The sequence below is a fragment of the Blautia sp. BIOML-A1 genome (assembly GCF_009883055.1).
Taxonomy (GTDB): domain Bacteria; phylum Bacillota; class Clostridia; order Lachnospirales; family Lachnospiraceae; genus Blautia_A.
Genome location: NZ_WWVR01000003.1, coordinates 76,046 through 91,742, shown reverse-complemented (window position 1 = coordinate 91,742; position 15,697 = coordinate 76,046). Strand labels below are relative to the sequence as shown.

Annotated in this window: 9 protein-coding genes and 1 riboswitch; all 9 genes read left to right on the top strand. The window is 43.9% G+C overall.

Going from position 1 to position 15,697, the window contains the following annotated elements; translation table 11 throughout:
• Window positions 1-18 precede the first annotated feature (18 nt).
• Entirely contained in the window at window positions 19-1,131 is a 1,113-nt protein-coding gene (locus tag GT674_RS02910; protein ID WP_055066314.1) for a hypothetical protein, read from the top strand.
• Between the two features lie 56 nt (window positions 1,132-1,187).
• On the top strand, window positions 1,188-1,706 hold the full coding sequence (locus GT674_RS02905) for a hypothetical protein (RefSeq protein WP_055066313.1): 519 nt from the start codon (window positions 1,188-1,190) through the stop codon (window positions 1,704-1,706).
• Between the two features lie 16 nt (window positions 1,707-1,722).
• Window positions 1,723-2,436: a hypothetical protein gene (locus GT674_RS02900; protein WP_055066312.1), complete on the top strand. Its 714-nt coding sequence runs from the start codon at window positions 1,723-1,725 to the stop codon at window positions 2,434-2,436.
• 36 nt (window positions 2,437-2,472) lie between these two features.
• Window positions 2,473-3,633: an ERF family protein gene (locus GT674_RS02895; RefSeq protein ID WP_161284353.1), complete on the top strand. Its 1,161-nt coding sequence runs from the start codon at window positions 2,473-2,475 to the stop codon at window positions 3,631-3,633.
• 64 nt (window positions 3,634-3,697) lie between these two features.
• Window positions 3,698-4,963, top strand: a complete 1,266-nt coding sequence (locus tag GT674_RS02890; protein WP_161284351.1) for a hypothetical protein — start codon at window positions 3,698-3,700, stop codon at window positions 4,961-4,963.
• A gap of 155 nt (window positions 4,964-5,118) precedes the next feature.
• Entirely contained in the window at window positions 5,119-11,637 is a 6,519-nt protein-coding gene (locus GT674_RS02885) for an LPXTG cell wall anchor domain-containing protein (RefSeq protein ID WP_243149038.1), read from the top strand.
• A 68-nt stretch (window positions 11,638-11,705) separates the two neighbouring features.
• Entirely contained in the window at window positions 11,706-12,404 is a 699-nt protein-coding gene (srtB, locus tag GT674_RS02880; RefSeq protein ID WP_161284350.1) for a class B sortase, read from the top strand.
• 298 nt (window positions 12,405-12,702) lie between these two features.
• A riboswitch (adenosylcobalamin (AdoCbl) riboswitch) is annotated at window positions 12,703-12,830 on the top strand.
• Window positions 12,831-13,047: 217 nt separating this feature from the next.
• Window positions 13,048-13,587: a hypothetical protein gene (locus GT674_RS02875; RefSeq protein ID WP_161284348.1), complete on the top strand. Its 540-nt coding sequence runs from the start codon at window positions 13,048-13,050 to the stop codon at window positions 13,585-13,587.
• A 29-nt stretch (window positions 13,588-13,616) separates the two neighbouring features.
• Window positions 13,617-15,653, top strand: coding sequence for a leucine-rich repeat protein (locus GT674_RS02870; protein WP_161284346.1), 2,037 nt, complete (start codon window positions 13,617-13,619; stop codon window positions 15,651-15,653).
• Window positions 15,654-15,697: the final 44 nt, after the last annotated feature.

Here is a 15,697-nt window from a genome sequence, read left to right as displayed (position 1 = left end):
CGTGGAAAGGCGGACATTATGTATTATAAAGATGACTTTTATAAGGAGTTCCGGACAGAAAAGGAACTGTGCGAGTGTCTGGAAGAGATAGACAGCCGGGCAGAATGGATCCGGGTCACCAGTAAGAAATTAAAGGTGGCAGCTGCAGGAGAGGAAACCTGTACAGAGGTTCCGGGCATTTCCCTGGAAGCACTGGAAAAAGATACCTTATCTCATTCCAGGCTGGTTCTTATCCTGCCCGAGAGGATCTGTTATATAGGAAATTCAGCAATCAAATCGTTGAAAGGACGGGCCAGGATTGATGGCAAAGCCCTGGCAGATGTCGATAAGAAAACACTGGCAGAGATCTTGAATAAATGCCTGAAGGTTGCAAGAGGAAGAGCACTGATCCGTTTCTGTGAAGGAAAAGTAAGGGCAGTCCTGTCTGGTGATGAAAAAGATTATGCCATCATATCCATGCCGGATATGTACATGGTTACCTCGGCATATATCCATGGGGACTATGAGAAGGCAACGTTTTTAAACGGCTATGCAGATCATTATTCTGTTACGGCGTCCTGGCAGCTGGAAGATACGAAACTTACAGATGTTTATAAGGAACTGATGCAGAATTATGGAAGAAAGACTGATAAGGACATAAAAGCAGTTGTACGGATCACTACGTCAGACGTTGGTGTGTCCGGAGCGAATATTTTTTATTCCCTGCAGGAGCCGACAAGAAATGTGATCCTTGGCAATGCCCTGAAGGTTACGCACAAAAACTGTAAAGGAATGGAAGATTTCACGGAAAACATAGAGTCGATCTTCGATTACTACCGGGAAGTCTTAAAAGGGGTCATGCGGCTGTGTGATATCTGGATCGAGCATCCGGCAAATGCCATGGCAGGGATCATGAAGCAGGCAGGATTTGGCAAAAAACTGCTTGCAGAAACCGTGGAGCAGTTTAAGGCTACTACTGGGGATGAGCCATGCAGCGCATACGAGATCTACTGCGGGATCTGTGAATCCATTACCATTGCAAGGCAGGAAAAGACGAATGAGAGAGGACTTTTAGCTCTGGAAGAAAAAATTGCCGGCTGTGTGTCAAAACGCTGGCATGAATATGATATTCCTGGCACTGTAAAATACTAACAGGATTTAAAAGAATGGAGACAGCATGGACTGTCTTTTTTTGATGGGAGGAAAACATGAAGGTTACGAATGGAAAAGATGTGGCAAGGCTGCTGGTAGATGAATACTTGAACTGCCATCCCACCGGACACAAAAAATTTATGGAGTCCATGGCAAAAGAGCAGCAGGAAATAAAAGACAATTACACTTATCTTGGGTTTGCCTGGCTAAAAGGTCTTTCAGAGGTCAGATATTACGACCTTCGAAACGAAGCATCGAAACTGATGGCCGATGATCTGTGTCTGCATGTAAAGGAACAGCCAGAAAGGGTGCGCCTGGTGTATGAAGGTGCAGAGGAAATGGAGATCAATCCTTCAGATGAAGAGCAGATGGCAAAAATGTTTACCTGCTACCTGCTTGCAGGAAGTATGGACGGATATGGGGAATTTGTGGATTATGCCCTTGATACCCACCGGACACTGCAGCAGAACCTGACACGGTTTTTTGTGGAATGGTTTGCAAAAGCAGAAAAAGGCTCTGCATTTTTAAAACGGGCAAAGATAGTGTATTCCAGGTATTCCCTGCCATATATCTAAATTACGGAGGTATGTGATGGATAGAAAACTTCCGGACTGGTTAAAAGAGAGCAGGGAGGCAGAAAAACTGATCGCATGGCTGAAATCGCCGGATTGTGAAGTAAAAGAATTTTCCGGACAGCTGTTTATAAAGGCAAGATATGGAAACTGTTTCTTTTTCTTTGACTGTTTAAAGGAAAACAGAAAAACAGACCGGAACTGGTGTGCCGTGATCCACATGCCGGAGTATTCCCTTTATGAAGCAGAAGATCTTTTTCTGAAGCCGATCGGGATACCGGATGATTTTGGTTTTCCTGTGCGTGAGGATCTGATCCCGAAACTGGAAACACAGATAAGCCGCATTGGAAAGAAACTTATCCGGGAACAATGGGATGAACTTTTGTTAAAAGGCGGGTATGCAGCTGCACAGATGATCCCGGAAATCAGCAGGGTTTATATCCAGCTAAATGCAGACCGTTTTATTAAAAAAGGAAAGCGGCCGGAGGATCTGATCTATCAGCCGCAGTTTCATTTTGCGGATATGAAGTGGGAATTTTCTGACTGGATGTTTTTGGAATATTTAAGCAACCCACAGCGGGCAGCAGAGCTTTTCGCCCAGAAGTGGCTGCTTGAAAAACTTCCGGAGATCTCAAAAAAGAAGATCTGTATCGGATGTATCCGGGAGGAAATGGAAGAAATGTTAAATAAGACTGGGACAGGGCCGGAGGCAAGCCTTCCGCGTTCTGCTTAGTATAAAAAATGAAAAAATCAGGAGGAAACGAATAATATGGGTAAATACAATTACATGAATCTGAACCAGAAGATGATCAGGATCCGGAAGAAAGTGCCGAAGCTGATCCGCAAAAGGTACAGTGAGGACGTTACTTATGATTTTGTAAAACTGGATGATATCTATGAATGCCTGACACCGGCCCTTAATAAATACGGGGTCGATTTTGACATCTTAAGTGAAAGGCCGACACAGATGGACGAACAGGGCAATTCCGTGTTTTTAAAGGAAATGGGAGCACTCTGGAGATATGAGGCTGACCTGGAGCTGTGCTGGACCAATGCAGACCGTCCGGGAGACAAGGTACGGAGCTTTTTGCATGTCATTGGAACCAATGAAGCACCGGATAAAGCAAAAGGTGCGGCATGGACGTATGGCCTGAAGTATTATTTCTTAAATAAATTCAACATCATGCAGGCATCCGGAATAGACGATCCGGACATGCGTGGGACGGAAAAAGAAGAAATGCCGAAGCAGGAAGCTTCCGTAAAACCGGAAAAACCGAAAAAGAAACAGGAAAAGGCAGAAAGAAAAGAAACCGCAGCAAAGCAGGAGCAAACGGAACCGGTCAGGGAAAAGAAAACGGACCGTAAAAAACTGCGTGATGGAAATGCCATATCAGAAGGTACTGTAAAAGTGGAATATGCAGTGACGGATACAGAAGAAAACCTTCCTGGACAGATGACTTTTGGAATGGAAGAAAGTGAAAGCGGACTGGAAGAATTTTCCGCTGAAGAAACCAAAGCGGAAGATCCGGTTCAGACCGAGGAAATCTCCGTAGATGAGGAAATTACTGCCGAGACGGATGCAGACGGTTTCCGTGCAGTAGAAGAAACGGATGAAGTTCCATTTGATGAAGATGATGAGATTTCTTTTGATGCAGAAGAAGAGGAAGAAACACCAGAAGAGACTGCAGAGGAAGTGTTGGAGGATATGGCTCACGAAGAGGATGCAGAGGATGAAGTGAAATGGGCAGGAAAGGTTATCTGCAATTTTGGTGTCTATGCCGGGACCCCTCTTGGGGAAATGATGCAGGATGCCAGAGGTTACCAGACGATCAAATGGCTGGTACAGCGTTACAAAGGCCAGAATCAGGAAATACAGAAAGCTGCGAAGATTCTTTTGGATCATGAAAAGGAAATGCAAAAAGCAGCCTGAAAACAGAGAAATAGTTTGAGGTGGCTCCGGGAACGGGGCCATCTTTTATGAAAAGGAGGAAGGCATGTATGCCAGAGAATCGTTTACGATCGCAGAAGTAGCAGATCTTTTATCAATCCGAAGACTGAGTGATTCTTACCAGGACGAATTTCCGGTGGAATGTCCTTTTTGCGGGGATTTAAGAGGAAAATGCAGTTTTTGCATCCGCAAAAATGGAGAACTGAAAAATGTTTACCATTGCTATCATTGCGGAGCATCCGGAAACATGCTGACACTGTATGCGGAACTATCCGGCATTTACGGGAGAAACCGGTATAAAGAAGCCTACCGGGAGATAAAGCAGGCACTTTCTTTTTCTGGAACGGATAAAAGGCAGCAGTCCACGACACGAAATGGGTTCGCTTCTATCGTTCCTAAAAAGAAACGCATTTCCCTTACGGAAGAGGAATGGGATTACCGGGACCATGTATATAAGGAAATGCTCACTTTTCTTAAGCTTAAGGAAACACACCGGAGGAACCTTCTCCTGCGTGGGCTGACGTTAAATGAGGTCAGACAGATGGAAGAACGAGGTTTTTTAAGTACGGATGAGGAGAATTCCGTGGCCATTGCCAGAAAGCTCTTAAAAAAGGAATTTCGCCTGGATGGGATTCCTGGATTTTTCATCAACCGGGATGGTGACTGGGAAGCTGCTTTTTATAGGAAGAATAACGGGTATCTTTGCCCGGTCCGGGATGGGAAGGAACGGATCATAGGATTCCAGATCCGGCTGGATGTTCCTTTAAAAGAACGGAAGTACCTCTGGTTTACCAGCAGCGGCTTAGAAAAAGGCACATCAAGCGGCAGCCCGGCAGGAATGTTTGGGGAAATAAAGGATGGCACGGTTTACGTAACGGAAGGGATCTTAAAGGCAGAGATCGCATGGATGTGTACAGGAAATCCTTATATCGGAGTCCCTGGAGTTTCCAATCATAAAGGACTGGAAACTGTCTTGCGAAAACTGAAAGAGCAGGGGTTAAAAAGAGTTTACGAATGTTACGACATGGATAAAATGATGGAATTGTCCTGTAAGCACGATGAAAAAAGTGCGTGCCGGCAATGTGAACATGGAATTTATCTGTATCATGGAGAATGCCCCAGAAAGCGCAGAAAGCGGGACATGATCCGAAAAGGCTGTATAAAACTATATGAGATCTGTGAGGAACTGAACGTATCCTGCAAAAGAGTCACCTGGGATACCGATGCATCCGGTACCTGGATGGAACACTACAAAGGCGTGGATGACTGGATCCTTCGAAAAGAGGAAAAAGGAAACAGAAAGACGGCATAAAATGGTTTGGTCAGATAAAAGGGAAACTGGAATTTTTTTCAGTTTCCTTTTTATCTGGCTGAAAAAGCCGGAAGAAAGGAGAAAGCGATGCAGATAAGAGACGGACCAAAAGAAAACTGCAGGGAAAAAAGCGATCATGAAAGGAGAACGTGCACTTGGAAAAAAACTGGAAGAAAAGATGGATGGCGGGTGCGATGGCTTTTGCTCTGTGCTGCACTACGCTCTTGCAGACGGGAGCTTCTGCAGTATCCGCCGCTGAGGTGGGAGGCGTTTCCGCACAGAGCGAGACACAGATCGAGGTACAGACAGAAACGCAGACAGAAACGCAGACGGAGAAAAGCGAGGAGGAACTGATCGAGGAAACCGTTGCTGATCCGGAACTTGCGCTTATGGTTACCGAAGGGGAAGCCTTTGATATCCAGAATGATTTTACAGGACTGAAACTCTCTGACGGAGACCATGTGGAACTGAAAAAAGCAGCAATGGAAGACGGGACTGTATTTGATTATAACCATGCGGGGACCTATAAATGCGTATATCTTGTTACGCCCGCATCGGGGGAAGCCTATCTGGTTGCCAGAAACATTACGGTGACACCAAGGGAAGCAGAAACAGACGGATCCAATGGCGGCCAGGAACAGGAAACCGGCGATGACGAACCGGAGGCAGACCCCGTCCTCCCGACCATAAGCCCGGAAGATGCCCCGGAAACTCTGGAAGAGCCGGAAGAAACGGAGGAGCCAGAAGAAGAGGAAGCAGAAGAATTTTCCGATGAGGAAACAGAGGATGGAAGCCATCAGGTTGACATTGTACAGGGAAATGAATTCAATATTGAACTGGACCACGAGGACGGACGTTACCAGACGGGGGAGACGGTCAACTTTTCCGGTGATATCCCGCAGGGAAGCCTGATCGCAGTGGGAACAAGTCTTGTCGAAGCAAACCAGACAGAGAATACCGAAGATCTTCTGTATGCAGAAGTAAGCTACGATGAGGGAACAAATTCCTTCAGCTTTGAGATGCCGGAAGATGATGTTGCATTAAGTGTGCTATATGACCAGGCTGAGGGCGGTATTAGTACCATGGCAGCTTCCGATGGAGACTTGTGGGATGATTCAACAGACATTGAAGCTAATACCTATTACTATTATTCAGATGGAAAACTGCATCCTTTTGATTCTGTAATGGGACAGGGCGGAAATGATTCCTATAAGTATATCCGTTACAAAGCAGGCAGAAAGACTTATACCGTCTATGCATACTGCATGCAGCACAGTAAACAGTCCCCGCCAAGTGGAACGACTTATAAAAATATGGTCGAACTGGATGAAGGCGGCGATGACCGTTATTTAAGGAAGGCCATGTTTTACGGATATGGCGGTCCCGGATGGGGCGGCACATTCAACGGCTATAATATCAAATCCATCATGGAAAAATACGGCTGTTCCTCCGAGACCCGTGCAATGCAGCATTATCTGGTCGATTATTTATATGACGGGGAATCCGGATTTGGAGGATCCCTTTCGACAACTGCCAAAAACATGTTAAAAGAGATCAAGGCAGCCCTTGCAAAGATGCCGGATCCAACGACCATGGAGCTGACACCTGGGCTCAGTGCTTCTGCAAATGGAAACCAGAGCCCGACCTTCACATGGAAGGCAAACGCAGCTTTTGTGATCACGATCCATCTGGAAAACGGGGTCTCCCTTGTAAATGAGACGACAGGAAAAACCGGGACCGGAAATGTGAGCGTAAAGGGCGGTGAAAAATTCCATCTGGAAGCAACCACCCAGAATATTGGAAGCCTGAAAGGAAAATATGCGATCACATCCAACTATCCGCTTAATTTCCATGCCATGCTCTTAAAGCTGGCGAACAGCCAGGATATCGGCTTTGGATATTATACCGATACACTGGAGCTGAATCTGGAGGTAGACTGGCCGGATGAAGCAACGGTCAAGATCATCAAAAAAGATAAGGGAAGCAACGCGCTCCTTGCAGGTGCCGTTTACGGCATCTATGCAGATGAAGCCTGCACGAAACTTATCAAAAAAATGCCGGCAACAAATGCAAAAGGGGAATCCGAAGTAAAGATCACCAAAACACAGGATACCGTTTACCTTCGTGAAATCTCAGGCCCATCCGGATATGTGCTGGATACGAAAGCCTATGGGGTAAAACTGGTCGTGGGGCAGACCGCTTCCAAGAACTTAACGGATAAAGAGCAAAAAGGTGCACTCACCATTTATAAAGAAGGAGAAGTGCTTACTGGAGCGACCGTCACGGAAGATGGTGTGACCTTTGCCTACGAAAAACGGAAATTGAAAGGAGCCGTTTACAGTGTTTATGCAGGTGCAGATATCAAGGCGGCAGATGGCACCCTCATCTATAAAAAAGGTGCACTTGTCAAGGATAATCTGGTTACCGGAGATGACGGAAGCGTTACGTTAAAGGATCTCTATCTTGGCACCTACACAGTAACCGAGACGAAAGCTCCGGATAATTATGTATGCAAAGGAGAGTCTAAGACTGTTGAGCTTGTGTATGCAGGCCAGACCGTAGAAGTGCAGACTGTCAGTGCAACATTTTTAAATGAACGCCAGAAGGCTGCAGTCCGTGTGGAAAAGCAGGACGAAGAGACAAAAAATCCGCTCTCCGGAGGCATCTACGGGCTGTATGCAGCAGAAGATATCAAAGTTGATGGTAAGACCGTTGTTCCCAAAGGAACCCTGATCGAAAAAGCAACGACCGGAGCCGATGGAAAAGCTTCTTATAAAGCGGAACTTCCGATTAATTACAGCTACAGCATCCGGGAGATCCAGGCACCGGAACTTTACCTTAGAAACAGTGAGGATACTTACACCTTCACTTTTAAGTTCACCAATGATAAGGAAGAAAAGGTAAACTTTAGCCATACCTTTACAAATAAGCGTGTAAATGCAACAATCGACCTGGTAAAAGAAGACAGCGAGACAGGAAACAGCGCACAGGGAGATGCCGTATTTGAAGGAGCCATTTACGGGCTCTATGCAAGGGAAGACATTAACCATCCGGATGGCAGGAGCGGAGTCCTTTATAAAAAGGACGAACAGGTAGCTACCCTGACGACCGATAAAGAGGGAAAAGCAAGCGTAAGCAACCTGTATCTTGGAAAGTATTATTTGAAGGAGATCACGCCTCCAGTAGGTTATCTTCTGGACGAAGAGGAGCATGATGTAAACTGTAACTACGAAGGAGACCAGGTAGAGACGGTAAAACGAAATACCGTTTCCAAAGAAGACGTGATCAAACAGCCATTCCAGTTGATTAAAGCAGCGGATAATGATAAGACCGATGCGGACCTTTTAAAAGGTGCCGGATTCTCTGCTTATCTGATCAGCAGCCTGACTGTAAAGGACGATGGAAGCTATGACTTTACAAATGCGACCCCGATCGTTCTTACGGAAGATGGAAAAACAGAAATGTTTACCGATGAACGCGGCTATGCGTGCAGCATCCCGATTCCTTATGGACGCTACATTGTCCGTGAGACCACAACACCGCATAATTTCATGCCGGTAGATGATTTTATCGTAACCGTAACCGAGAACAGCAGCACACCGCAGGTATGGAGAGTCCTTTTGGACGATGAGTTCAAAGCAAAGCTTAAGATCGTGAAACAGGATGATGAGACCAAACAGCCGGTCCTCCTTGCCAATACAGAATTCAAAATGTACGACCTGGATGCGAAAAAGTATGTGGAACAGGTAACGACCTATCCAAATACGGTTGTCCATAAATCCTATTTTACGGACGAAAATGGTTACCTGATTCTTCCGGAATCCTTAAAATGCGGAAATTACAGGATTGAGGAAGTGAGAGCGCCTGATGGCTACACCCAGAATACCCAGTATGTGGAGATCAAAGTTGATAAGAATACAGCTTATCAGATGGATTCCGTCAGCGGGGATGCCATCATTACCGTGACCTATGAAAACCATCCGGTCAAGGGCAAACTGGTGATCCATAAATCCGGTGAAACCTTAAAATCCTTTAAAAAGGATTTTGTATACGAAGAAGCTTCCCTGGAAGGGGCAGAATTTGAAATCTACGCAGCAGAAGATATTTTCACACCGGATCATCAGGTGGACGAGCAGGGAAACCGTCACGTGATCTATGCAAAGGATACCCTGGTAAAAACAGTGACCACTAATAAAAATGGGGAAGCTGTTATCAAAGACCTTCCGCTTGGAAAATACCGTGTGAAAGAAACAAAAGCACCGGCCGGATTTGTCTTAAATCCAGACAGTCAGGAAGTAGCCTTTATCTATAAGGATCAGAACACACCGGAGATCGAAGAAAAACTGGAATTTTCCAATGAACGCCAGAAAGTAGAGCTGAGTGTGGAAAAACAGGATGCTGAGACCGGAAAGGCTTTAAAAGGTGCAACCTTTGGATTATACAATAAAGAAGCAATTTCTTCCGGCGACAAGGTGATTGTAAAAGCAGATACACTGCTTCAGGAGATCACAAGCAACGAAAAAGGTAAGGCAGCGTTTACGCTGGATCTTCCGCTTGGCAGATACTATGTGAAAGAGCTGCAGGCACCGGCGGGTTATGTATCTTCTGATGAGATCCTGGAATTTGATGCCACATACCAGGGCCAGGACGTAAAAACGATCAAATTAAAATCCGTGAAGAAAAACCAGCCGACAACGGTAGAAGTAACAAAAGCAGATATCACGACCGGAACAGAACTTGACGGGGCTTCCATGAGTGTACTGGATAAGGATGGCAACGTGATCGATTCCTGGACATCCGTAAAGGATTCCCCACATGTGATCAAGCGACTTCAGGTTGGAAAAACTTACATTCTGCGTGAAGAGCTTGCATCATATGGCTACTTACGTGCAACAGACGTAGAGTTTACGATCTCTGATACTGCAGAAGTACAGAAAGTCAAAATGGAAGATGAAGTCCCGGTAGCAAGACTTCTGGTAAACAAGAAAGGGGAATTCTTAGACAGCGTATCCCTTCTTGACAATGCAAAAGGCATGATCGAGCACCTGTTCAACTATGTGACCGGAAACCTGACTGATGTAACCTTCAATGTTTACGCGGCAGAAGCCATCCGTGCAGCAGACGGGGTAAGTGCAGATTATTATGCGGCAGATGAACTGGTCGGCTCCATTACAACAGATGGAAATGGCATCGCACAGATGGATAACCTCCCGCTTGGACGTTATTACATCGTGGAAAAAGAGACCTCACATGGCTACGTTCTGGATAATGAACCAAGATATGTGGATCTTACATACCGTGACCAGGATACATCTCTGGTTACTTATAGTGCCGACTGGCAGAATGCGCGCCAGAGGGTACAGGTGGAAGTCCTGAAAAAAGAAAAGGACAGTGACAAAGTACTTTCCGGGGCAATCTTTGGCCTCTATGCAGCAGACGACATCGTATCTTCAAAAGGAAAAGTACTCCTTGCGAAAGACACCCTGATCGAACTGAAGACCACAGATGAGGAGGGAAAGATCCAGTTTGTTGCAGATCTCCCGGTTGACAGCAGGTACTACATTAAGGAACTTGCCGCCCCGGATGGCTATGTGACAGACCAGGAACCGCAGGAATTCACTTTTGAGTACCAGGGCAGTGGAACCAGTGTTGCAGAGTATGCGTTCACCTTTGAAGATGAACAGACTACGGTAGAACTTTCCAAAGCAGACCTGACGGACAAAAAAGAACTTCCGGGAGCATCCTTAAAGGTAACAGATGAGGATGGAAATACGGTGGATGAATGGGTATCCAAAGAGGAAGCACATATCATCAAGGGTCTTATCGTAGGAAAGAAATACAAGATGACAGAAACAAAGCCGGCAGATGGTTATGTGACTGCGGAAAGTATTGAATTTACCGTTGAAAACACCAAAGAAGTACAGAAACACCAGATGCTTGATGATGTGACCAAAGTGGAAATCAGCAAGAAAGACATTACGGATTCCAGTGAGGTACCGGGAGCAAAACTGATCATCCTGGATAAAGATGGAAAGAAAGTTGAAAGCTGGACGTCCACAGATAAACCGCATATGGTCGAAAAACTTCCGGTAGGCGAATATACCCTTCGTGAAGAGCAGGCCCCGGATGGATACCTCATTGCGGAAGATGTGAAATTTACGGTAAAAGATACTGGAAAAATCCAGAAAGTCAAAATGAAGGACGCACATCCGTATGGAAAACTGGTCATTAAAAAGACCGATTCCACCAGTAAGGCAGCCCTTCCAGGAGCAGAATTTGAACTGCGTGAAAAGGAAAGCGGAAAAGTCGTAGAAAAACTGGTAACGGATAAGACCGGAACAGCGACAAGCGGCAAGATTCCGATTGCTACTTATAAAAATGGAAAAGTAGAGAAAACCGTGGAATATATCCTAGTAGAGACCAAAGCACCAAATGGTTATGAATTAAGCAGCAAAAAAGAAGAGATCCGCTTTGAATACAAAGACGGAAAAACCAAGGTGATCGAGATCGTAAAAGAGATCAAAAACACCAAATCCCCATCCGGCAGCACACCGACAGGAAACAGCCCGAAAACAGGGGACAGCACCAACATCTGGCTTCCGATCCTTCTGGCAGTCCTTTCTGCCTGCGGCATTGGCGGCGTGATCTGGTATAAGAAGAAAAAAGGAAATTAAGGAATACGGTTCAGGGCTGCTCGATTTACCGGCAGCCCTTTTTCCAGGAAGAATAATCGGAGGTTTGTATGAGACACATAAAAGAAATCATGATCGTGGCAGTCTGCCTGATGGTACTCAGCTTTTGCGTATGTACTGGTTTTGGCATTTACTTTATGTACCGGGAAGGTGTGCAGGAATATGAAGACCTGCGTACATACGTCAAGGAAACAGATGAGGATGACCCCACAGAAGGAACAGACGGAAGCGATGGGAAACAGACCGTGGTTGATTTTAAGGCATTAAAAAAGATCAATCCGGATATCGTTGCATGGATCCGGATCCCGGATACCAGCATTGATTACCCGGTAGTCCAGGGAAACGATGACTCCTATTACCTGACACATACTTTTAAGAAGACAGAACATGTGGCAGGGGCCATTTTCCTGGATTCCGATAACAATGCCGATTTTTCCGATGACAAGAACATCATTTATGGTCACAATATGAAAGATGGAAGCATGTTCCGTGGACTCCGGAATTTTCTTGACGATGAATTTTTAAAAGAGCACCAGATCCTCTATCTTTATCTTCCGGATGAAGGTGTGTGGATTTTTGTGATCGTAAAATGCGAGTATACACCGGCAGATGGAGATGCTTTCTTACTTGGAACGCAGGAGGAAGTTCCAACGCTTCTGCTTTCTACCTGTGGAACAGATGCCTCCAAACGTCTGGTCATATGGTGTGAAAAACAGGAGGAAAAAGCAGAACAGATTTTTGAAGGGTAAAGCAATTTGAATTTCAGGTCTTTCTAAGACAGAACACTGTCCTGGAAAGGCCTTTTTTTGTTGCAAAAAATGGCATAAAATGGTATTTTTAACGGAATATGACCGCAGAAAAAGAAAAAGATGTTAGTTTGTGCTATCTTTAGAATAGAGTAAAAATGTCGATTTTTCTCGAAACTTGTCTGTAAAAATAAATGACGTTTTGTATTATTTCAAGACAAAATGATTGACAAAATATGGAAAAAAAGTTATTCTATAAGAAAGGTAATATTGTAGGAATTTTATATATGAGTGGTTCGTCAAAGACTCATATATAGGAAGTTCGGTGAGAATCCGACACAGGAACGCTACTGTGATGAGCAAAAGCTACAAGTCAGGTCTATTTCTATAATGTTGTGCATAAGCCCTCGGTTTCAGGGTGGCACGGGTATTTTGTGACTGGGTCGTGCCATGCGTAGGGTACGGCTTATTTTTTTGCAAGAAAAACTGCACGTTACCATCACATCCCAGAACACCAGGATATTCCAAATACGGGAGAGGAGGAGAAAGGCAGGTCCAGACTCGTGATCTGTACGGGACAGAAACCGCTGTCCTAAGGAGAAACTACGAAAAATGAGCATCTGAAAAGAAAAGGAGAGAAAAAGGTATGAGCAAAAAATTCAAAAGATTATCAGCAGTCATTTTAGCAGTTGTTATGATGCTTGGTTCAACAGTAATGGCTTCTGCAGCGACAATGCATGTTTACATCAGAGAATGGGAGCAGGGAACAAGTAGCAACACTTATTTAGGAACTCCGAAACCGATTCCTGGAATCACTAATCCGGTAGTCACTGTAACAGGTGTGGATTCAAATGGAACTTATAAAGATGCACTTTTGTTAGCACAATCTAAAGGACTGTTGGAAACTTCTTGGAACACAAAATATCCAGAATATTTAACGGCATTTGCTGTCGAGGGATATGCTAGAGCTAATGGTGGAGAAAATAAAAACCCACAGTATGATAGTGCAGGAAACATGATTCATGCTACATGGGAAGGCACTTCTTGGATGTGGTATCCGGGTAATGATGTTACATTGAAAAATACTTCTTCCTATCCAGAGACCACTTTAGGTGGAACAAAAGTACCGTCAACAAATGAGTTTTCTATCGTATTAAGTTACGATACTACACGTTTTGATTGGTAATTGTAGATCTTGGAGGAATAAAATCTGTAATGAAAAAAAAATATTTAGTATATTGTTTGTCTTTGTCTATGGTTTTAAGTGTGCCAACTCCTATTTTGGCAGCAGAACAAATAGATATTATTGAAGATACCAATGCTGATTTTGAAAACAGTGATGAATCTGAAAATTTAATAGTTACATCTGATGGTGAAAATTTTGAAATTGTAGATGAATCAGCAGAGCTTGATCTACCTATGGAGAATACTGAGAACTTAAACAGTACGGAAGATGATTCTATAGAACTGTTTGATGACGGTAATAATATTTCGGAATTCGTTGGAAACGAATCGGAAACGAATGACTGGATACAATCCGAACAAGTAGAGGGGTTATCTTTTAAATATGATGTGAATAATCAAACATTATATTTAAAAAGTGAAAAACCTGTGGTATTGCCAGATTATAAGCAATCAGGATGGACCAGTGAGTGGCGCAATAAATATGGATCACAGCTTAATGATGTAAAAACAATAGAGATTCAAGGGGAAATCACTCAAATTGGTGAATTCAATTTTAATAATGGCCGTGCGGGTGCATATGATAATTTGGAAACGGTAAAATTATCTCCTAGTGTCACAAAAATAGCTGCTTCCGCATTTGGAGAAGTTGCGACATTAAAAAATATTAATTTAAATAATGTTAAGGAGATTGGTACTGCTGCCTTTTGGAAAACTGGAGTGGAAAATATTACATTGGATGATGCGGGAACTATAATAGCAGACAATGCTTTTTCAGAATGTACATCATTAACTTCAGTAACTGTAAAAGGTATTAAATCATTAGGCATGAATGCATTCGATGGTTGCACATCATTAATCACATTTAATTGTGAAGGCAATATTGAAAACATTCCGATGAAATGTTTTCAAAAGACAGCAATAAAGGCTTTTGACTTTAAAAATGTATCTAGTGTTGGAAGAAATGCATTTAATAAGTCAAATCTGAAATCAGCTTGTTATACTGGAACAAAAGAACAATGGGATTCTATGATTCCGGCTGCAAATTGGTCAGGATCGACAATTCCAGCGGGAACTATTGTTCATTGCAAAGCAGATGCTATAGAATCAAAAGATGCAACTTGCACAGAAAACGGCTGGAAAGAAGTTGGTGTCTGCGAAGTATGCGGAGAACACTATTCTTATCCGACAGAGGAAAATGCGATTCCTGCTACTGGTCATACATGGTCCGAGGATTATGTGGTAGATAAAGCAGCAACCTGCACAGAAGCTGGTGAAAAGAGCAAACACTGTACAGCCTGTGATGCCAAAGAGGATGTACAGGAGATTCCGGCACTTGGACATGATTTTGTTTCCAAAGTAACCAAGAAAGCAACCTGTACAGCAGATGGTACTCTTACTTATACCTGCAGCAGATGCAACGAAACAAAGACCGAAACTATTAAAGCGACAGGACATAAGTGGAGCAACTGGAAAAGAACAACAGCAGCTACAGTATTTAAACCAGAAGTTCAGACCAGAAAATGCTCTGCATGCAATAAGAGTGAAACCAGAAATATAGGCAAAAAGCTTGCACCGAAAGCAACTCTTAATGCCTCTACTGTAACCTTAAAAGTAAAACAGTCTACTTCCAGACTTAAAGTTACCGGACTTGCAAAAGGTGATTCTGTAAAATCCTGGAAATCTTCCAATAGCAAGATCTTCACAGTAAGAGGCAAGTCTAACGGAACTTGCAAGATCACTGGTAAAAAGAGGGGAACTGCGAAACTGCAGATTACCCTTGCCAGCGGACTGAAGAAGACTGTTAAGGTAAAAGTTCAGACAGTAGCAGTAAAAACTTCCAAAATTACAGTGTCCAAAAATGTAACTGTTCGGAAAGGAAAGAGAGTGACACTGAAGCCAGTCGTAACTCCATTCACATCCCGTCAGAAGGTTACTTATACAAGTTCCAACAAAAAGATTGCAACCGTTTCTTCCAAGGGCGTTGTAACCGGAAAGAAAAAAGGTACTGTAAAAATAACAGTAAAATCCGGATCTAAATCCGTTAAAGTGACTGTCAAGGTAAAATAATTAAGAGTTGAAGAGCTCTTCTTCCGTGAGGAAGAGGAGCTTTT